The organism is Psychrobacillus mangrovi (assembly GCF_037104765.1).
Taxonomy (GTDB): Bacteria; Bacillota; Bacilli; order Bacillales_A; family Planococcaceae; genus Psychrobacillus; species Psychrobacillus mangrovi.
The window spans coordinates 22,438-43,400 of sequence record NZ_JBAWSY010000025.1; the positions used below are offsets into that span (position 1 = coordinate 22,438).

Genomic DNA, 20,963 nt, shown 5'->3' on the forward strand with positions numbered 1-20,963 from the left:
ATATATCGCTTTCTCTGCGAATAAAAATAGAAAAGAGGCAACCACATGAGTTTCCAAAGACAACCAAAGGAAGTTTCGGACTTCGTAGCAGCACGGAAAATTGATGAGAAGATCTCTTTTACTCGTAATGATCACGAAGTGCAAGGTACTATTTTTAAAATTTTAGAGCAATCGGTTATTGTAGAAATTTCTACTGAGGATGCGAAGAAAATTAATGTTCCTTCTAATTTAACAGTAGTATCCCATAAAAATTATACAGTGCTATAACGATGGATTTCTTCGAGAAAAGCTTTTCCATATTTTTCTCGTTTATTAGCACCGACTCCATGTACTTCTAATAATTCTTCTTCGGTTTGCGGACGCTTTACACACATATCTTGTAGTGTCTTATCAGAAAAAATAACAAACGGTGGTACACCGGCTTCGTCCGCAATTTTTTTCCGGAGTATTCTTAATCCCTCAAACAATGGATCGTTATTCGCAATTTGTTTTGTCACTGCGACTCCTTTTCGCAAAATTTTTCTTTTTCCAAGCAATACATCTTTCCCCGCATCCGATACATAAATGGTTGGCAAGCTTCCGTGGTTGACCAAAAGTAATCCTTCTGAAATCATAAACTCCATTAGTCCGGACACTTCTTTTAAAGATTTATTTTTTAATATTCCGTAAGTAGATAGTTTTGTAAATCCAAAATCCATTACTTTTTTGTTTTGCGAGCCTGTTAAAACTTGCGCTGTAATTGTCTTTCCAAACTTCTGTCCCATACGTACAACACAAGATAACACCATCTGCACTTCTTTTGTAACATCACTCATCTCTCTCGTATCTGTGCAATTACCACACCGACCACATGGTTCCTCATTAGGTTCTCCGAAATAGTTCACGATAAATTGTTGTAAGCAATTCTCGGTATGACAATAATCAACCATCCCTTGAAGCTTTTCAAGTTCTTGTGGAATTCGTTCACGATCCAACGCTTGGTCAATTAAAAACCGTTGTGTCTGTACATCTTGTGACGCATATAACACAACACACTCACTAGGAAGTCCGTCTCGCCCTGCTCTTCCCGCCTCTTGATAATAACTTTCCATATTTTTTGGTAACTGGTAATGAATTACATATCTCACGTTAGATTTATCAATACCCATTCCAAATGCATTTGTCGCTATCATTACCTGAGCCTCATCAGTCAAAAAACGCTCCTGCTCTTTGTTTCGAAAAGCTTCTGGAAGCCCTGCGTGGTATTTTGCGGATTGGACACCTGCTTTTATTAAAAGTTCATGTAGTAGGTCTACCGTCTTTCTTGTCGCAGCATAAATAATCCCTACTTCATTTGCATTTTTCTTAATAAATTCCTTTAAAAACTTGTTCTTATCTTGTCCTAATACAACCGAAAAAGATAAATTTGAGCGAGCGAACCCTGTTATAACCGTGTTTTCTTCTTTTATTTGAAGAATGCGGCAAATATCTGCTCTTACATCTGGTGTAGCAGTGGCAGTTAAAGCCAAAACACTCGGTTGCTCAGTAAAAACTTCCTTTAATCGATGAATGGATCTGTAGCTTGGACGAAAATCATGTCCCCATTGAGAAATACAATGTGCTTCATCTACTGCGATAAGGGGTACTTTCACTCGTTTTAGTTGATTTAAAAAGCTTTGGGATTCTAACCGTTCTGGTGCTATATAAAGTAAACGATATTGACCATTTTGCACTTCTTCCATTGTTTCTCTTACTTCTTCAGCAGTTAATGTACTATTAATAAAAGTAGCTGGAATTCCCGCTTGTATTAATGTATCTACTTGATCCTTCATAAGTGAAATCAATGGTGAAATAACAATTGTTGTTCCTTCAAGCATTAGGGATGGAATTTGATAGCATAAAGACTTTCCTCCACCCGTAGGCATTACACATAAACTAGATTTATTTTTTAGGACATAGTTAATAATCGTTTCTTGTCCTTCGCGAAACGATTCATATCCAAAATATTCTTGTAATAATTTTCGTGCATTTTCCAGCATTCCGGTCACTCCTATCTCCTTCACTTTACCATAGAACCCCACTACATTGGAAACGTTCCATCAAACAAAAAAGGAAACAGATTATTTTCTGTTTCCCTTTTTGTTTTTCACTTCATGATTGTTTGTTTTTGGATCGACTTTATCTACGTCTACTCCAAGTATAAAATATCCTACAACAGAGGAGACAATTGCAGCTCCTATAGTAATGAGGATTTTATTTATCATAGTTACTTCATTATATTCGTCTTGGTTTAGCATAATTGTTGCTAATATCGCTACAACTATCATAATCGGTACGATTACTTTTGATTTTTTCACAGTTAACTTCCTTCCTCAGTATATACGTAAAGTATATTGTATCATAAGAATCCGGGCGGAAAGGAGTATACGAAACGTGGGAGCGAAAGCTGTTGTAATCGCGACTATTTCTTTCGTATCATCATAGAGTAATACACGGATGTCCGCTGCCGCACGCTACGCATGATCGCAGGATGAGTCGCTCCTTCGTCACTCCCACATCCTTTACGGAGTCTCATTCTTCTCGCTCCTGCGGCGTGTGAGGCGTACATCCTGATAACACCATCGAATTAATTATAATTCAATGAAAAAAGTAAACCTACTTCCAGTTTTTCAGGATTATTGATTAATAATACATTTAGGATTTAATTGTGCTATTCAACTAAACTACCTCGTTAGTTCAAGAAGAATAGAGAACACACATAGCAAATCCTCAACTATTCGGAAGGATTTACTACGCACACGCCTATGTAACAAAACTCTTACATACAAAGATGTATTATCCAAAAATGCGCAGTCCCCAAGCGAGTGTTGGGAATTGCGCATTCTATATCCCTCTAGTCAATCTATGTCTACTTATACTATTTCTCTCTTCAAATATTAGCTTTTTCTTCTTAACGTTGTTAGCAATCCAGAACCTGATTGATTCCCTCATCAGATTCCTGGAAGGGACTGTACGAATCCGCCTTTCGGAAAGAAGTCCAACACGTGTGATGAGCCCAATTTCTGCGGTGACTTCGCAGGGTCCTCTATATGCCCATTATAGACGCCTGCGCCTGGTATTATTAATATGATGTCAGTATGGATTCAACATGTTTTTCTTACCCTCATCATTAAACACTAATACTTCATCAGACGGGTCATAGGAATCACCGTAAAAATACTGATCCTTATACGTGTGGATGTTTTCATACGTCCATTTCATGGCTTCGTAAATCACAGATTCATCTTCATCAGTTGGGGACCAATACAAAATTTCCAAAACGGTATTTTCACCTGTAGCGAGGGAACGACGTGTGTATCCAATGCGTGTGGCGTGTTTAAATTCTTCACGTGCATAAAATCTAAGTCGCTTTTCTGAATCTGTATCATCATAGTTAATGGGTTCTACTTCCAATAAAATGACTTTATTTTTTTCTTTTAATTTATTCAATAATCTCCGACCAAGACCTTCTCCACGAGCTTCCTTAGAAACAAATAAATAATCTACAAAGATAAAGTTTTCAAATTCAACGTACATTAATACGTGCTTTGGACTTTCATCTTTAATATACACATTTCCTTTATCAGCTAAAAGTGTTTCCATATGCGCTCGTGACTTCATTTCGTCGACCGGAAAGTATTGATTGAGCTTCTCATACCAATTCATTTGGAACCTTTCTCCTTCTAAAATTGTATTTTGCTCGGAGGTTTTGTTTGAGAGGTTTTATAAGAGGAACAAAGTGGCCGAGAAAAATCCTCGATTTTATTTATTCCCCTTTTTCCATCTCATAATCATTCTTCGACAACTTTCTGTAAGAAGTGTACTCGTTTAAAAAAGTTTGATTAAAAATTACTTTTAAAGTCAAATTTCATAAAAAGGATGAGATAGATACAATCAAGCATGATATCAACAAATGTGTAGTAAGAGAAAGCCACATTCTTCGGTTGAAGAATGTGGCTACTTATAATTTATATATTATCACTTATGATTAGCCTGTATAGCTAACTTTTCCTGTCTCAACTAATTCTTTAAGTCCCATGAACATTAAATTCCAACCATGTTCAGATCCATCGTGATACTCTCCAAGCGCTTTTTCAATATCTGATTTCGTCCAACTTTCTTCATGAGGAACAATGATGTTTTGTGAAAATGTCATTTCACACCCTTTTGAAAGCTCCTTTAGTTCAACTGTAATTGTATCTACTGTATCGCTAAACTGTGGCATTTTAAAAGTAAATACTAATTTATTAGGAGGATCGATTTCGAGATATTCCCCTATCGCTCTATAATCTTTTCCTTCTCGATGATCAACAATTTCCCAAGAACCGCCAACTTGAGGATTATTTTGTGCAACTTTGTTTGTCCCCTCCAGTGTAAAGAACCATTTTCTCATCATTTCAGGGTTCAGCCATGCATCAAAAACTCTTTCAGGGGCTACGTCAAAGACTCTTGTCATTTTTAAAGTGGTTGTTGAATAGTTTTCCATCTTATTGCTCCTTTAATTAATTATTGTTCTTCCTTTTTAGCTTTCAACAGTTCATTTTCAAGAAGATCGAAACGATTACTCCAAAACTTCCTATAAAAATCTAGCCATTCTGTAGCTTGAGCTAATGTTTCTTTATTTAAGCGACATATGTGAGTTCTTCCATTTACAATCCTTTCAACTAGATTTGCTCGCTCCAAAACCTTTAAATGCTTTGATATTGCAGCCAAGGACATATCAAACGGTACCGCAAGTTCAGAAACGGACCTATCTTCCAGAGCCATCATATTTACCATTTCTCTTCTTGTTGAATTTGCTAAAGCATGAAAAATCTCATCTAAATATTTTCCCTCATAGTTAACCATGTAGTTAAATATAATTGAGATTCGACTAATATTCAACTATTTAATTAAATAAAAAGTATATGATGAATTTGTTCATACATCTTTTTATCCCCCTAATTTATCACCTTACTTTTTTAAAACGCCTTCGTGTGGGATAATAAACAAAAACGATTGTTAAGGATGACTATAATGCAAAAAGAAATAGATATAAAAATAAAAGATACACTTGCTCTGGACTTGCAAAAGGGTGTTCCTATTTTATTAAAAGATGGATTCCAGGAAACAGACAATTTAGAAGAAGGTTCTATACTGAAATTAAAAAATCCAGCAGGTAAATTTCTAGGTAAAGGCTATGTAGGAAAACAAAATAAAGGAATCGGCTGGCTACTTACAAAAAATGAAAATGAGATAATCGACACTGCTTTTTTTCAAAAGAAAATAGCTGCAGCTATCAAACAGCGAGATGATTTTTATAATAGCTCTGAAACAACTGCATTTCGTGTTTTTAACGGTGAAGGAGACGGAATTGGTGGTCTGATCATTGATTATTTTGATGGTTTTTATGTTATTAGTTGGTATAGTGAAGGAATTTATTCCTTTAAAGAAATGATTCTCGAGGCATTAGAAGCATCTGTTTCATATAAAGGTATATATGAAAAGAAACGCTTTGATACAAAGGGTCAATATTTAGAAGACGATGATTTTGTGAAAGGTCAACGTGGAGAGTTCCCTTTAATCGTGAAAGAAAATGGGCTGAACTTTGCTATTTACTTAAATGACGGAGCAATGGTTGGTGTGTTCTTAGATCAACGAGACGTTCGTAAAAAGATTCGAGATGTTTATTCCAAAGGAAAGACAGTGCTTAATACATTTTCCTATACAGGTGCTTTTTCCGTTTTTGCTGCAGCGGGTGGTGCAACGAAAACAACGAGTGTCGATCTTGCAAAACGAAGCCTCGGTAAGACCACTGAGCAATTTGAAGTAAATGGTATCGATGTAGAAAAACAAGACATTATTGTGATGGATGTGTTTGATTATTTTAAGTATGCAAAACGCAAAGAATTATCCTTTGATGTCGTTATTTTAGATCCTCCAAGCTTTGCTCGGTCAAAAAAGTACACATTCAGTTCTGCAAAAGATTACACAAACTTATTAAAAGACTCTATTGCAATTACAGAAAAAAGTGGCATAATTGTTGCATCTACAAACAACGCAACGTTTGGAATGAAAAAATTCAAAAGCTTTGTAGAAAAAGCATTTAAAGAAAGCAACAGAAAATACATCATTGAAGAAGAATTTTCCCTTCCAAGTGACTTTAAAACTTCTCCTTTGTTTAAAGAAGGAAATTATTTGAAGGTTTTATTTATAAGAGCTAAATAATTGAATGATATACATGTTAAATGAATAAAATGCATTGACCGTTTAGAAATTGCAAAAATGTCGTAGGAACAACTAGGGGTAAGTTTATAACATCTAAATAAAAGAAAATTAAATTTTTCCGAAAAGCAAAATCCCAAGAAGAGATCCATACTCGACTTGGGATTTTCTATGTTTTAATTAACTTCTGCTTGTACTTCTACTACAGTGGCTTCAACTTCTGTTCGAGTCATTTTTTCTTTTCCACTCTTTAATGCTTTTAATGTCTTGTGCGCAAGGGCGAGTGGCAGCTTGCAAAATAATAAGATACTGCGACGATTGATACTTTTTATATACTCATCTGCTTTAGATAGGTTTTCTTCAGCATAATCGAACATTTCGGCACGAGTCCATCCTTCTGGAAAAAATTGAACTCCTCGTTCACTATCTTCTTCTTTATTACGTAAAATATTTACTGCCTGTAGGCCTCGTCCATATGCTATCGCAAGATCACGATCCGTATCTATATCTGCATTCCACTTCCACAGTTCCGATAGCATTACCCCAACCAATCCAGCTACATAATATGTATACTCATCAAGATCTTCTTTTGTTTTAACTTGCCATTCCTTCCCTACCCATTTAGCCATTCCTTCTGCCATTTCACCCGTGTAGGCTTTTACTGTTACTTTTAAATCAGTAGGACAAATTTCTAGCCAGTCCGCAAGTCTCATGGAAACCTCTGGTAGTATTTCTTTAAAAGGTTCAACAAGCTGCTCGTATTCTTTTGGATTAAAATCATTCAAAAGCATTTTGCTAGTTTCTAATAATAATTGTTGTTTCTCATTTTGCCCAAGCGATTCATGGTCCTCAATTTCATCTATCGCACGCATACATAAGTAAGCAGAAGCAACCGCCTTCTTTAGTGTCGGTTCTAAAAAAGTGATTGGGATATAAAATGTTCTACTTGTCTTTTTTAGCATATCCATTGCTTCTTTTTGTAAAGCCGCTTTTTCACGCACAACTAGTCCTCCATTTCACAATCAAATACTCTATGTACTATTGTACTGGATTTTAGCAAAAAGACAAAACCACGTCCATTAGAAAGAGATCTCCTGTAAATTCCATAAAAGTAGCCTTCTTCTGTTCTCTGAATAAAATAGAAACAATCAGCATGCACGCATGAACTAAAATCTGTCGTAAAGGAGGTTTGCATCATTCATTACTTGGACATTGGTCAAGGTGAACCTGTAGTATTAATTCATGGCTTAGGGAGTAAAAAAGAATCCTGGGTAAACCAATACAACCTCTCCTCCAATTATCGATTAATAATACCTGACCTACGCGGACATGGAGAATCTGAAATATACACCGATATTTCCATTTACAATTTTGCTCAAGATATTTTATCGCTCCTAGATTCCTTAGACATAAAAAAAGCACACTTTTGCGGTCTTTCCATGGGAGGTCTAGTTGTGCAAGAGATTTATAAACAAAAAAAAGAGTGTGTTTTATCCATGGTTTTGTCTAATACATTTTCTTACGTTCCAACATTTTTAGGTCATTTGACAGTTATGAAAGGAATTAAAAAACTTCAATCAACATCAAGTGAAAACTATACTACTTACACCGCCAAAAAATGTCTCTATCAAAAGGAATCAACTCTAATTGATGCTGCAAAGAAAATGTTTCTTATTCGTAAAAAGACTTATATCGATTCATCTCTGTCAGCAATCAAATCCAATTATCTTCCAATATTACCGTTCGTAAAGGTTCCAACTTTAATTATTGGTGGAAAATACGATGAAATAAACCCCTTAATAAGCAGCTATATAACCAAAGGCTTTATGCCAAAAGCGGAAGTCGTCATATTTGATAACTGTGGACATTTACCTATTTTAGAAAAAAAGGAAGAGTATAATGAACTACTTGATCGTTTTTTTCGCAGGAATAGAAGAGAGCTATCCTGATAACTTTTTAGCTGTTCAGTTTTAAAATCTTTACCTATATTAAACGTAAAATAGGTGTCCGATTAGCAGCTCATCGGATGCCTACCAATTGTTCAATAATACAGAGCCTATCTTTTAAAAAGGCTATGTTAAAGGTACAGGTTGATTTAAAATGCAGATAAAAAATGAGCTGGGAGATGTATCTCCAGCTCATTGTATTTTGATGTCCATTTTTTACTAAAACACCCGTTAGTTGAAGAAGGGGTGCCAATATTGTTTAGCCAAAAAGTTGGCTAATTTACTACTTCCCCGGCACTCGTGAGCCGAATTCGCTTGGTTAAAGCTGCAGCCGCTGCAAGCACCACGGCTGGCGATTCCGAGGCATAATCAGACCGTTGATGCTCTCCGATTCCAAACACATCAAGGCCGACTTGATCGGCAATAACGATTTCTTCGATCCCGTTCCGAATCCGCTCGGGATGATTAATCCTCTTTCCCGTTACGAGATCCGGTGAGTTCTCTAGAAAAGTATTGATGCCTATTTCAAAGTTATCTGTATATTCAGCCATAGCTGATACTCCTTATCGTGTTGATCGCAGACAGAAATATTATCGATGTCCTGCGGCAACGTTTCTTGGCGCAACTTCATGGATTCGTTTAAGATCAGAATCCGTAAGCTCAACCTGCAAAGATCCAATATTCTCATCCAAATACTTTCTTCTTTTCGTTCCTGGAATAGGTACGATATCGCTGCCTTGCATCAATATCCATTTCAGCGCCAATTGCGGTGCGGTACACCCCTTTTCATCAGCCATCTCTTGAATCCGGGCGACAAATTGAAGGTTTTTCTGTAAGTTTTGTCCCTGAAATCTAGGGAAGTTTCGTCTGATGTCGTCGTTTCCCAAATCCTCGTATCGTTGGATCGTACCTGTTAAGAAACCACGTCCAAGAGGACTATAGGCTACAAAGCCGATGCCAAGCTCTCTGCAGGTAGGAAGAACTTCGTCCTCTACGTCTCGGGACCACAAGGAATATTCCGTTTGCACCACAGATATTGGATGAACCTCATGTGCTCTGCGAATCATAGCTGGCGAGGCTTCTGAAAGGCCGATATAACGGACCTTCCCTTCCTTCACCAGATCAGCCATCGCCCCTACAGACTCCTCGATTGGAGTGTAGGGATCAATACGATGCTGATAATACAGGTCGATGTGGTCAACGCCTAATCTGCGCAAGCTTGCTTCACAGGCAGCCTTAACATATTCCGCTCTTCCGTTATATTCCCACATCGGCCCTTTGTCTCGTACTACCCCAAACTTGGTAGCCAAAGTGACCTCATGACGTCGATCTATAATCGCTTTTCCCACCAGTCTTTCATTTTCGCCGACACCATACATATCCGAGGTATCCAAGAAACCCACACCAAGTTCCAGTGAACGATGAATCGTCCGTATGGATTCTTGTTCATCCCGGTCGCTGCCGTAGAAGTCGGACATGGTCATGCAGCCTAATCCAAGAGCTGATACTTCAAGCCCGCTTGATCCAAGTGCTCTTTTCTCCATAAAAAAATCACTCCTCATGTTCAATGTTGTAATCACAAAACGGTATGGTTTTGCATTTAGATATCTTTTTCCTATACTCTTTTGAGTTGTTCTGCTACATTCTGTTTATTTTTCAAAGCAATCGAAATCACTGCAAATACAGTTGCAAGCAATACGATTAGCCCTCCGACCCAACCAATCGATGATAGGGAGAGTTGTTCGACAACCACACCACCTAGAACTGCCCCCAAGGCAACACCAAGATGGAATGCAGAGGAATTCAAACTCAAAATAATATCGGTTGATTGAGGAGCCATAGTAACCAGACTAAACTGCTGTGCTGGGGCCGTTGTCCAAGCTCCAAGCATCCAAAGAGCTAGTATGAACAAGGCACCTGCAAAGGTGACGGCAACAATCGGGAGAAAAAACAGGGCAATCACATGAAGGAGCAGACTTGCAATCAGTGTACGACCAATTCCCCATTTATCAGCTCCGTAACCTCCTAATCGAACGTTCGTTCAATTTTCTTCAAAAAAAAATGTCGAACGTCCGTTCAATATGCCCCAAAAATTATCGAACGTTCGTTCAACTCACTTCAAAAAAAGGGCTGTTTATGCTTTAATAGCATTCCAGCTCATTTGAATCATTATATCGATATTAGCAGAACTGAATTCATATTCACCATTTATATACTCTTTCCCCATTTGGACAAATGGCAGACAGGAGTAGGTAACCAGAAGATTGGTCTCCGAATCCTTGAATAGTCCTTCTTTGATCCCCCTCTCGAATAGAGCATAAATCGGCTTGAACACACCACCATTTTGATCTTTACAACTTTTGCGTATAAACGGAGAGTCAAGAAACTGTTCCATTAACAGAAAGTTAGCTTTATTATTCACAATATAATTGGAATAATTACGCAATATTTTCTCAAATCCATCCCTGACTGACATATCCGCCGTTATACCTCTAAACATCTGCTGATGCATTTGATCCTTGAGGTTAAAATATAGTTTAATCAGTAAGTCTTCTTTACTTTCAAAATAAAAGTAAATGGATGATGAAGAGATGCTTGCCCTTTTCGCAATTTTGGACATGGATATATCGGATAGCCCTATTTCATTGAGAAGTGCAATGGTTGTCTGATAGATAAGTTCCATTTTGTTTTCGGTTTTATTTTTCATAAACCGATTATAATCGAACGTTCGTTCAAAGTCAAACTGTTTTCCAAACAATATACCGAAGTATTCGGTTTCAAAAACATTGATGAACAACAACCGAAATGTTTGCTATCAAATTCACGACGCTGTTACTTTCGGGTGTCGGTCACCATATGAGATCCTCTTCCGCAAACTGTTCAATCACCTTACAAGTCCATTTCTGGTTCACTTTGTATTTAATTAGTAGATGTCAATCACTATACTTGAGCTGTCCGAAAAACCTTTGAATCCCATATTTTACATTAATTGCACCTATGTGAAACTACCCAGTTGGAGTCGGTTATTTCTTCGTTTATTGAACTAACCTGCCGTCTTTAGTTCAATAAAAAAAGGCTTTACTCCTTCTTGAGGTAAAGCACCCATTAGTGAAAAATAATTATATTTTCACCATACAAATTTAGATGATATGACCATTAACTTCAGTTGTTCCTGTACAGACACCCATTCGCAAATTGTTATAAATCGTCCAACGAAGAAAATGTTCTTTCGTTCATTTATTTTGCCTCAAAGTTTTAGGGGCTTACTCACCTACCATACCGTCATTATCATTATCGCGCATATAGGGGTATAACCAATGTTTATTTAGGTTAGGAGTCAAAAGGGTTGATAATAAAAGGACCACACATTTTAGATATGTCTAATATGTATGGTCCTTTATTTATTTTATTATTCAACTAGCGCACCCGTTCGTATTATAAGGTTTACCACAAACCAATATGAATAATTAATGTAAATAATTATTCAGAAGACTATTGATTGATTTATTTATTTCATTTATGTTGGGATTTTCTACTTTCGTATCGTTAATGCTATATTTCCTTTTTAGTTGAATAATTCTCTCTAAACTTTCATTTAATCTTTGTTCGGAAATTTCCCCATTTTGAACAGCAGCTTTTAAAGAGGAGATAATCTGTACAACATTATTATAGTCATGCCCTACTAAAATAATATCGCTTCCTGCCTTAACTGATTCTACCGATGCTTTACCAATATCAAAATGTTCTGTTATGGCTCCCATTGTCATATCGTCCGTCATGATTACACCTGTAAAGCCTAGTTGTTTTCTAAGAAGATTCGTCATTACAGCTTTTGACATGGTCCCTGGATTCGTTTTATCTAATTGAGGCAATAAGATATGAGCCACCATCACAACATCTGCTCCTTGATTAATCGCACGTTCAAACGGGATTAACTCTAGTTCTTTAAGTTGATTTAGGCTTTTATTTACAATTGGAAGGTCCAGATGAGAATCAACTGATGTATCTCCGTGACCAGGAAAATGCTTAATTGTCGTGATGACGTTTTGAGACTGTATCCCTTTCATCGTTTGAATCCCAAGTTTACTTACGATTTCTGGATTGTTCCCAAATGATCGATCTCCGATTACTGGGTTATTTGGATTGCTGTTAATATCAAGAACAGGTGCAAAATCGAGATTTAAACCAAATTCTTTTAATTCATGGCCTAAGAGTGTTCCGACTTTATAAGAAAAATCAGGATTGTTTACTTGTCCAATCTGTTTATTTGGTGGAAAGTTTACAAGTCCACCTGGCAATCTTGTCACACGTCCACCCTCTTGATCAACACTTAGTATAAGCGGAAGACTCGAACTATTTTTAGCTTTCAGCTGATTAACAAGTTGAACGGTTTGTGCAGGGGTGTCAAAATTATATTTGTAGAAAATAATTCCCCCGACATGAAATTGGCCTATTAATTTTTTTGCATTTGCGTCCATTGTAGTCCCGGAAACCCCAGCAAGAATCATCTGGCCAATTTTATCTTCTAAGCTCATTTTAGATATTACTTCTGAAATGGTTTTTTCTTGGTGATTCGAGTGTTTCCCTACTTCTGCTTGTTGATTTGGGCTCTTTTCATCTTGGGCTTGCTGATTTGGTGTTTTTTCAACCTGTGTATAGAGTGAGATATGGTCAACTTTAGGATTTGGCTCCAGCTCTGTTTTTACTGGTAAAACCCACAATAAGTCAGTAGAGGCCGTTGCATGATAGACAAGGATCATTTGGTCAACAGTTGAATCTTTATAGTATCGAATGGCATCGGGTTCTCCACCAATTTTCGTAATTTCATTTAAAGGAATATTTTGTAGTTCAGAATCATAAGAACGTATATCATTTACGGTCTGATCGGTATAGCCTATTGTAGAATGATGACTTTTGTATTCCTCATACCTGCCTTTAGCAGTTTCCGAAATATGGTCTGATTTTCCCCACTCTTTGTTTACTTCCTTCCATTCTGTTTTACCAGAAGCAAAGGGAATATTCGGAACCTTGCCTTCCTTCGATAAGGAAAAAGTTTCTTCTACCAATTTCTCAAGATTTGAATTCAGATCATTCTTTGAATCCACTGTATTTTTACCGGTAGGTTGAGTAATAATTGGACTTTCTTTATCTTGCGTCGTCTGTTCGCTACTATTTTCTTTGATTGCATAATAATAAACGCCAATAATTATAGCTAAAATTAAAAGTGGAATCGTAAAAATACGTAGTTTATTTCGTGATTTTCTTTGTTGTCTTTTCATATCCAATTTTCCTTTCTAACTTTTCGCCTTTAACTATTATGACCTTTTTTACATTTTTCGAATTCAGTTTCTGATGATTATTTCTATTGCGTTAAATCGGCTCAATAAAGCCTGTAATTTACAGAGGATGAAATCATCCATTCATCCTCTATTTAAGTTGTTAATTATAATGTTTACGCTGTAAAAGAAGCTCGTTACGTGTGGTTACTTTTTCGCTTCACATTTTATTACCATTGTCTTCCCGGATCATTCGACATATTATTAACTGTCCCCTTAGGGTAAAACACGGAGTAGTGGTCCATTACCGGGTCTGGATTACTGTTTGAAGGCTTAGGAAATACTAACAAAATCTTGAAATCAGAGCTTGCAACATACCCTATAATTTCTTCACCATTACTTTTTACATCATAATCTGGAGTTCCAAATTCTTTCTTCACCATAGAAAGTGATAATTCATTTAATTTCTTATCAAACGATCTCGCCTCAAAAATCCGTGATCCTTTGTTGAAACCAAATACCACATTGTATTTTGAAAATACAGCATAATTTCCTTTCGCATTAGGTACCCAATCAACCTTTTCCGCTTTTCCTAGTTTTTTCTCTACGTCTTCTATAACGGTTGTTTTAACAGGAAACTCTGAGTTGATGATTTTACCCTGCTTTGCCAATTGCATGATACTTGAAAGAAGTTTCCGCTGAGTATCCCCATTAGATGATAAAGCAGAGGTATTGTTTTTCGATGCTTCCCCTTGGTTTGTATTGTTATTTTGTTTTGCACTGTTTTGTGACGCTTGGCTTGTATTATTTTGAGATGTATTGCTTCGTATAGCTTGGCTTGTATTGTCTTGGGATGTATCGTTTTGAGTTGCTTGATTTGCATTATCTTGAGTTGCATTGCTTTGTGGTGCTTCATCTTGTAAGGTTATTTCTTCTGATGGAGTAGAACTATTTGTGCCACTATCTTCATTTGGGATATCCTCTGAGCTGCCAGATTTAAGGGTGCTTGAACAGCCTACTATAATTGTAAGAGATAGAGCCAATACTGCACATATTGCCGAACTTTTTTTAAATTGTGTAATCATAACAATTCTCCGTTTATTGTATTTACTTGCATATCCTAATGTCCCAGTATTACTCCTTTTTTCTGAGAATAGTCTAAGCATATTGATTATTGTCTGACCGTATTTTTTGACTTCTTCTGTCTTTAAAGTGCTGATGACAGACGCATCACAAGCCACTTCACAGTCTTGTTTTACCTGATTAAGTGAATACCAGATTAAGGGGTTGAACCAATAGATTGCTTTAACAATCATAAGTAAGGTGTTTACCACTAAATCCTTGTTCTTAATATGAGTTAATTCATGGCTTAACACAAACCCAAACTCTTCCGGGGTTAGTTTGTCTATAAGCTCCTCTGGAATAATAATTTTAGGATGGATCATCCCGTAAACTGCAGGAGATTTCGAGTAATTACTATAAATAATTTTTATCTTAGAATTAACTTTAAGCTTTGATCTTTCTGCTTCTAAAATTTTAATTAAGTCTTCTCTTTCACAGACTGAACACTTTTTCAATTTAGCCCTCATTAAGATATTTACGCATAAAATATACAGTAAAATCGATGAAACACCTATTATCCACAGCACCGCTGCAGTATCATAACTAAAAATAGCACCTATAATTCCTGAATCAGCTAATGCGTTACTATCTTCTATAGACGGTGAATTTCCGGTTGTGATCGTACTTTTTGGTTTTATGTTAGGAACATATTGTTCTGCTATAAAATGAGGATCAAGTTCCTTTTGTTCAATTGGAATAAAATTCATAAAGCTTATATGATTTTGAATATCTATTGGCACTATTAGCCTAAGTACAAGCAAAATCCAAATATAATAATGAAGCTTTGCACTAAGTCTTTGTCTAAAAATAGCCTTAATAATAAGTATCCCTAATGCTAAAATACTACCCATAAGCGAAAGTAATAAGACTTCTTTAAATATTGCAGATAAAACCATACATCATTACCTGCCTTTTACTTGTTATTTTTTTTATTAAGCAATCGTTCCAGTTCTTCTATTTCCTTCTCAGAAATCTTCTCTTCCTTTATAAAATTGGCGAGCATAAGGTGGATAGAACCATCGTATACCTTTTGAATAAACGATCTTGTTTCATCCAACATACAGTCTCTTTTATCTACTAAAGGATAATACTCATAAAGAGGCTTCTCCTTATTCACACCTAAAGCACCTTTTTTTACCAGTCTACTTATTAATGAATGAATTGTTTTCGGACTCCAATTCTTATTAGAACTTACTGCCTCTACTATCATCGCAGAAGTTAATGGAGCTTCTTCCCATAACACCTTCATTACTATCCATTCTGCATCAGATATTTTGCACTCTGCTTTCTTCATCTTGTTCCTCCATCCTACAAGTGTAATCTGAATATAGACTACACTTGTAGGATGGAGGTGTCAATGTCCTTTTTTTCCCAAATTAAATAGCCAACAATGTTTGAGCTACAAAATTAAAAATGAAAATCTAATGCAATTTATTCGTTTAATGATGGAAGGAAAAATGATTAATAAAGTACATTTTCAAAGATAAACTTCAGCTCACTTATCCTCAGTATCTAGTCTTAGTTACCCTGTGGGAGAAGCCACAAAGAACAATTAAAGAGCTGGGTGAAGTGCTTAATCTTGATACTGGTACACTGTCTCCACTACTCAGACGTATGGAAACTGCGGGTCTCATCGAGCTCGCCGTGACACAGTGGACGAACGCGTCATGAACATTTATATTACGCAAGCTGGCAAAGTACTACAGGAGAAGGCATCGTGTGTTCCGCAATCCTTATTCGACGCAACTGGCATGAATAAAAAGGAATTGGATGAAATAAAAGAAAGAATCATGTACCTTTTACATCAACTGAATGGAGTAGCCGAGAAATAGATGCAATAGAAAAAACCACTCAAATACCTAAGAGTGGTTTTTTTCTATGTACGATGTAATAACTTCTGATACGATCCTTGAAAATGGCAATGCTTCTTAAATATCAAAAGGCTCGATTCTTTTTAGAATAAAGTTTTTGAGAAACAGTCCTTAGTTTATCCCGGCTTCTAACCTAAAACTTTAGATGTGTATATTGCAATTTTAAAAAAGGTGAATTATAATTTCTTTAATAAATTATAATTTATCGATAAATATAATTTTATTATCTGAGAAACTCAAAAGGAGACTAAAACATGAAATATGAAATGATCATCGAAACGACTGAGCAGCTGCACGCATTATCTCATCCGTTAAGACAACGTATTTTAACCGTTCTTTCGTTTGATGAAATGACAAATAAAGAAATTTCAAACGCCCTCAAAGAGTCTGCACCTAAAGTGCACTTTCACGTAAAGGAACTCCTGAACTCTGGCATTATCCGACTTACAAGAGAAGAAGTAAAAGGATCCATCATCGAAAAATATTATACGGCTTCAGCCCGTTCATTCCGACTTTCTCCTTCTCTTGAATTGGCCAAATCCGATGAACATATGCTCTACGAATCTACTTTTCATGAAACTTACCGGAATCTCATCGAAAGTGTCGATTATCATGAAGGTTTCCTTCCAAACTCATTCATCACTCAGGAACACGCGTGGTTAACAGACGAAGAAATAGCTTCTATTAAGAAGCATTTATCTGCTATCGATCAAATTATGAATAATTCTTCCATGAAACGAACACCTACAGATAATCGGAAATTCTACACGCTCAGCAGTTTTTTTCATCCAGTTTCTCCAAAATCTAAGAGAAGAGAAACAGAACAATGAGAAGACTATTTAAAAACAGCCTCTTCTCCAATAAGAATTTCGCTTATTTTTTCTTTGGTCAGTCCTTCTCGACAATAGGAGATGGATTCCAGCAGATCGCCCTGATTTACTTGATTTTTGAGATGGGTGGAAGCGGCAGCCAAATGGCTCTTTCCCTATTCTTCTCGGTCTTTCCCCGCATTCTTCTATTGCTGGTGTGAGGCGTTGCAGTTGATCGGTTAAGTGCGAAACAGGTTATTTGGATTTCAGACTTCGCTCGGTTTGTGATTTTGACCGTTTTGATTTCATTTTTATTCTTTGATGCCTTGTCATTTCCACTGCTTTACCTCTTACTTTCTTTATCTGGTGTGGCAAGCGGCTTTTTCTATCCGGCATTTAATACCATTGTTCCTTCCATCGTAGAAACAAGGAATTTAGAAAATGCCAATGCATGGGTTCAATCAATCTCTCAAACCGCCATCTTCATTGGTCCTCCTCTTGCTGGATTAGTGGTGGGGCTCTACGGAATAGAGGCTGGTTTTCTCATAAATGCCATGTCTTATTTGATTGGCGCTATCACCGGGATTATGGTCAGCGTTAACAAGGAAAGCTCACCTAAAGTGAAAGACTCGCGTATTGTGAAAGATTTCGTGGAAGGGTTTCAGCAAGTGTGGACAACCAAGTGGCTCCGTACCGTACTGTTGGTAGATTTAGTGGGGGGACTGGTAGTAGTCGGTCCAATGCAGATCGCATTACCGCTATATTCAAAGGAAAGCTTCGATCTGGCACCTTCACAGATGGGATTCGTCTTGGCTGCCTTTGGAGCTGGTTCGGTCATAGGCATGATGTTTGTCACCAAACTACACCCAAAATATAAAACACTTCGTTCGTTTTACTGGCTTGAACTTATACAGGGACTGCTCTTGTTTTTGGTAGCTATTCCTTCCGTATGGGTCGTGTTGCTATCTTTAGCGGCCATAGGGATTTTGAATGGTATATCAAGTGTCATCATCATTTCAAAGATTCATGCCCATGTTCCAAGGGCAAGGCTCGGCAGAACGATGAGTATCGTTTCGCTAGCGGCTTTCGGGGCAGTTCCCATCTCTCAGTTGTTGACAGGCTGGCTGTCGGAAACCATTCCCTATGCGTTTGTTTTTGTTTTGGCTTCCACTTTGCTATTCCTCAGCGGCGTAATGGGATTAATAGTTTATAACGGACAAAGCAGTGAAGAAGCGGTTGTTTAAGGGGATTGTTTGAAATGACTATGGTTTTGTAATATGTGCCTATGTCAGAAAAAAGCGTGAAATTCACGACTTTCATGTTTATTTGAATTAACATGAAAGTTTCTGACACAGGGACACAATACTTCTTGGATGGAAATTTACTACTGCAACCACCTGATGTCCAATAAGTTGTTCTGGTGTATATCTTTTTGTAATTTGTGCAGAAGAATGTTTAATACCAATTTCTCCAAAATCAATTTCTAATTTTATTGCAGGTTTTCGTGCTTCTGGAAAGGGTTCTGCGTTAATAACAGTACCAATGCGGATGTCCAATTTCAAAAAGTCCTCAAATGTTACCACAAATTTAGCCTCCAGTCATTTACAATTAGTACCATCTTAACAAATTGAATCAGAAATTTAAATCATCAAATAATTCAGCTCGATTTTTGAACACAGTTAATCATCGCTCTTCTACTAAACTGCCGCTTTAGACTATACTCCTTCTTGAAGTAAAGCACCCGTTAGTTGAAGATGATTTAATTATTTATTCATAATAGTATTTGTATCTATATATCTTATATTATCCATACAAACTACGAGAAACCACTACCATAAAAAGAGCCACCATCAAAATGGTGGCTCTCCTTTTATCACAAGAGTAAATTACTGGAATGTAGTGGTTGACAGGATGGATTCAAGGCTTCGTGCTGGACGACCTGATAATTTTTCAATGTCCCCCGTAACGATATCGTAATCTCCATTAGAGAAGTTTTGCTGAGTATTCACGACTAAATTGATGATCTCTGCCGGAAGTTCCCCTTGCTGAAGCTGATCTTGTAGCGTCTCAACTGGTATTGTGATAAATGAAAGTGGTTTACCGCTAACTTTCGCGATGAGTTCTGCACGCTGTGCACCTGTTAGGCTTTCTGGTCCAGTTCCGTTATAAATTGCACCTTCGTGATCATCGCCGAGTAGCAAACCAGCTGCTGCAGTGGCGATATCATCGCGTGAAACGAATGCGACTTTGCTTTCAGTGAGACCTGAAAGAACGCCATAAGCTAATGACATTTGCGCATCCATGATGAAATACTCTGAATAGTAGTTCATGCGCAAAATGCTCCATTTGCTTGCTTTACGCATCAAATGCTGTTCACTGACAAAATAGTCGTATGCAATATTCGTTTTTTCTGTGTTGCGCGCGCCTGTAGACGAAATAAGGACAATGTGTGGAACACCTGCTTCTACAGCTGCATCAATAGCTGCAATAAATTGTTCTGAACGACGACCAGGTTTTACTTCGGACGACGGAATAAGCAGTAAGCGATCCAAACCTTTGTATGCCTCAATCAGCGAAGATGGTTGATCGTAATCACCGAAACGTGCTTCCACGTCATCAATTGCAATTTTCTCCGGAGTACGCGTGATTGTTACAACACTATGTTGTCCAGCCGCTTGCACCACTTACACCAATTTTCATAATTTAATTACCTCCAATTTGTTATTATGTTTCATTTTTCTAAAGTTCTATAGCCTTACTTTAACACCTTTCGCTTAAACAACATTTGTTGTATAATCAATATATCAAGATGAAAAATCGTATGCAATAGACAATTTAACGCATCTATCGCTTAAACGACAGATTGCGAAAAATGTCTATTAAGTAGGAGGGAATTTGATGGCAAGACAAATAGATCCCCGGATTCTTCGCACTAGGAATCTTATTATGGAAGCGTTTATTGAGTTATCAATGCAAATGGATTTTAAAGATATGACCATTAAGGATATAACAACTTCTGCAACGGTTAACCGTGCGACTTTCTATAATCACTTTTATGATAAGTACGACTTGCTTGAAAAAGTGTTAAGTGAAAGTATCATGAGGGAGGTTATTCAAGAGGTAAGTACCCATGAGGTAATTAACGAAGAAAGCATAAAATCAATACTTTTATCAATTATAAGGTTCCAAACATCAATTAGTAACCAATGTCATCGCAGTTATAAGGCATTTACACCACAAATAGAAACACTTTTTAAAAATGTACTTCATGCTTCCTTTTCAAAATGGGCACATAAACAATGGCCTAACCAAAATAATACGGATATTGAGGTATTTTCGGTGGCGTTAAGCTGGGCGCTTTACGGGGTAGCAATGCATGGGATGCAAAATCAACAAACAGAACCAGAAAAGTATTTGCAACAATTGATGCCCTTAATTGATACGATGAATAAAGAAGATGCCCATCAAATATAAATTCAACAACTGAATTCATACTTAGTATTTCTCTTTTCCAAATTCAATGGAGCCTGTTTTTATATTCAAATAGGCTCTAGATTGTTTCTTAACTATACCTTGTTCAACTAACCTACCCCGTTAGCCATCCATGAAGCGCAAAATCAGCGCTTCACCACAGAGAATGAAAATGGGGAAAAACCGTACATACTGATTCTACGGCTGGGAGAGGAAGGTCGATGAACTATGGTGCGTTAGAGCCCA

The 20,963-nt window shown here is 36.9% G+C and carries 20 protein-coding genes and 4 pseudogenes; 9 read left to right on the plus strand and 15 right to left on the minus strand.

The window, feature by feature from the left end:
• The first annotated feature begins 45 nt into the window (after positions 1-45).
• Positions 46-267 (plus strand): DUF2187 family protein, encoded by a 222-nt coding sequence (locus tag WAX74_RS19045; RefSeq protein WP_336499246.1) that lies wholly within the window; start codon positions 46-48, stop codon positions 265-267.
• On the opposite strand, the gene recQ is transcribed toward WAX74_RS19045, so the two are convergent.
• From recQ to WAX74_RS19070, 5 genes are all read right to left on the minus strand, one after another.
• Positions 252-2,018, minus strand: a complete 1,767-nt coding sequence (gene recQ, locus WAX74_RS19050; RefSeq protein ID WP_336499247.1) for a DNA helicase RecQ — start codon at positions 2,016-2,018, stop codon at positions 252-254. The genes WAX74_RS19045 and recQ overlap by 16 nt on opposite strands.
• Before the next feature lie 81 nt (positions 2,019-2,099).
• Positions 2,100-2,336 (minus strand): hypothetical protein, encoded by a 237-nt coding sequence (locus tag WAX74_RS19055; protein WP_336499248.1) that lies wholly within the window; start codon positions 2,334-2,336, stop codon positions 2,100-2,102.
• Positions 2,337-3,111: 775 nt separating this feature from the next.
• Positions 3,112-3,684: a GNAT family N-acetyltransferase gene (locus WAX74_RS19060; RefSeq protein ID WP_336499249.1), complete on the minus strand. Its 573-nt coding sequence runs from the start codon at positions 3,682-3,684 to the stop codon at positions 3,112-3,114.
• Between the two features lie 322 nt (positions 3,685-4,006).
• Entirely contained in the window at positions 4,007-4,504 is a 498-nt protein-coding gene (locus WAX74_RS19065; protein ID WP_336499250.1) for an SRPBCC family protein, read from the minus strand.
• Between the two features lie 20 nt (positions 4,505-4,524).
• Positions 4,525-4,866, minus strand: coding sequence for an ArsR/SmtB family transcription factor (locus tag WAX74_RS19070; RefSeq protein ID WP_336499251.1), 342 nt, complete (start codon positions 4,864-4,866; stop codon positions 4,525-4,527).
• Positions 4,867-5,034: 168 nt separating this feature from the next.
• On the opposite strand from WAX74_RS19070, the gene WAX74_RS19075 reads away from it, so the two are divergent.
• Positions 5,035-6,225: a class I SAM-dependent rRNA methyltransferase gene (locus WAX74_RS19075; protein WP_336499252.1), complete on the plus strand. Its 1,191-nt coding sequence runs from the start codon at positions 5,035-5,037 to the stop codon at positions 6,223-6,225.
• Positions 6,226-6,398: 173 nt separating this feature from the next.
• Here WAX74_RS19075 and WAX74_RS19080 read toward each other — a convergent pair whose 3' ends face one another.
• Positions 6,399-7,223 (minus strand): phytoene/squalene synthase family protein, encoded by an 825-nt coding sequence (locus WAX74_RS19080; protein WP_336499253.1) that lies wholly within the window; start codon positions 7,221-7,223, stop codon positions 6,399-6,401.
• A 204-nt stretch (positions 7,224-7,427) separates the two neighbouring features.
• Between WAX74_RS19080 and WAX74_RS19085 the strand changes: the two genes are divergently transcribed.
• A complete protein-coding gene (locus WAX74_RS19085) occupies positions 7,428-8,171 on the plus strand; it encodes an alpha/beta fold hydrolase (RefSeq protein ID WP_336499254.1) in 744 nt (247 codons plus the stop codon).
• A gap of 275 nt (positions 8,172-8,446) precedes the next feature.
• On the opposite strand, the pseudogene WAX74_RS19090 reads toward WAX74_RS19085, so the two are convergent.
• The 7 genes and pseudogenes from WAX74_RS19090 to WAX74_RS19120 form a co-directional block, all read right to left on the minus strand.
• Positions 8,447-8,719, minus strand: a pseudogene (locus WAX74_RS19090) (LLM class flavin-dependent oxidoreductase); the annotation flags it as partial.
• A 39-nt stretch (positions 8,720-8,758) separates the two neighbouring features.
• On the minus strand, positions 8,759-9,712 hold the full coding sequence (locus WAX74_RS19095; protein ID WP_336499255.1) for an aldo/keto reductase: 954 nt from the start codon (positions 9,710-9,712) through the stop codon (positions 8,759-8,761).
• Between the two features lie 71 nt (positions 9,713-9,783).
• A pseudogene (locus WAX74_RS19100) lies at positions 9,784-10,182 on the minus strand (MFS transporter); the annotation flags it as partial.
• Positions 10,183-10,302: 120 nt separating this feature from the next.
• The gene (locus tag WAX74_RS19105; protein ID WP_336499256.1) at positions 10,303-10,875 is read right to left on the minus strand and encodes a TetR family transcriptional regulator; all 573 of its coding nucleotides are present in this window, start codon (positions 10,873-10,875) and stop codon (positions 10,303-10,305) included.
• Between the two features lie 760 nt (positions 10,876-11,635).
• Positions 11,636-13,447 (minus strand): beta-N-acetylhexosaminidase, encoded by a 1,812-nt coding sequence (nagZ, locus tag WAX74_RS19110; protein WP_336499257.1) that lies wholly within the window; start codon positions 13,445-13,447, stop codon positions 11,636-11,638.
• A 227-nt stretch (positions 13,448-13,674) separates the two neighbouring features.
• Positions 13,675-15,462 carry a M56 family metallopeptidase gene (locus tag WAX74_RS19115; protein WP_336499258.1) on the minus strand — a complete coding sequence of 596 codons (1,788 nt, stop codon included), beginning with the start codon at positions 15,460-15,462 and terminating at the stop codon, positions 13,675-13,677.
• Between the two features lie 17 nt (positions 15,463-15,479).
• Positions 15,480-15,860, minus strand: coding sequence for a BlaI/MecI/CopY family transcriptional regulator (locus WAX74_RS19120; RefSeq protein WP_336499259.1), 381 nt, complete (start codon positions 15,858-15,860; stop codon positions 15,480-15,482).
• Positions 15,861-16,093: 233 nt separating this feature from the next.
• Between WAX74_RS19120 and WAX74_RS19125 the strand changes: the two genes are divergently transcribed.
• The 5 genes and pseudogenes from WAX74_RS19125 to WAX74_RS19145 all read left to right on the plus strand — a co-directional run.
• On the plus strand, positions 16,094-16,237 hold the full coding sequence (locus WAX74_RS19125; RefSeq protein WP_413789000.1) for a MarR family transcriptional regulator: 144 nt from the start codon (positions 16,094-16,096) through the stop codon (positions 16,235-16,237).
• On the plus strand, positions 16,234-16,398 hold the full coding sequence (locus tag WAX74_RS19130; RefSeq protein ID WP_336499260.1) for a hypothetical protein: 165 nt from the start codon (positions 16,234-16,236) through the stop codon (positions 16,396-16,398). The genes WAX74_RS19125 and WAX74_RS19130 overlap by 4 nt, the downstream gene beginning before the upstream one ends.
• 293 nt (positions 16,399-16,691) lie before the next feature.
• Positions 16,692-17,267 (plus strand): ArsR/SmtB family transcription factor, encoded by a 576-nt coding sequence (locus tag WAX74_RS19135; protein WP_336499261.1) that lies wholly within the window; start codon positions 16,692-16,694, stop codon positions 17,265-17,267.
• Positions 17,264-17,467, plus strand: coding sequence for a hypothetical protein (locus tag WAX74_RS19140; RefSeq protein ID WP_336499262.1), 204 nt, complete (start codon positions 17,264-17,266; stop codon positions 17,465-17,467). Before WAX74_RS19135 ends, WAX74_RS19140 begins: the two co-directional genes overlap by 4 nt.
• A gap of 12 nt (positions 17,468-17,479) precedes the next feature.
• A pseudogene (locus WAX74_RS19145) lies at positions 17,480-18,490 on the plus strand (MFS transporter); the annotation flags it as partial.
• Between the two features lie 117 nt (positions 18,491-18,607).
• Here the strand turns inward: WAX74_RS19145 and WAX74_RS19150 are convergent.
• A pseudogene (locus WAX74_RS19150) lies at positions 18,608-18,829 on the minus strand (tRNA-binding protein); the annotation flags it as partial.
• A 303-nt stretch (positions 18,830-19,132) separates the two neighbouring features.
• Positions 19,133-19,930: an SDR family oxidoreductase gene (locus WAX74_RS19155; protein ID WP_336499263.1), complete on the minus strand. Its 798-nt coding sequence runs from the start codon at positions 19,928-19,930 to the stop codon at positions 19,133-19,135.
• Positions 19,931-20,144: 214 nt separating this feature from the next.
• Here WAX74_RS19155 and WAX74_RS19160 point away from each other — a divergent pair, with 214 nt between their 5' ends.
• Positions 20,145-20,720, plus strand: a complete 576-nt coding sequence (locus WAX74_RS19160) for a TetR/AcrR family transcriptional regulator (RefSeq protein WP_093061239.1) — start codon at positions 20,145-20,147, stop codon at positions 20,718-20,720.
• Positions 20,721-20,963: the final 243 nt, after the last annotated feature.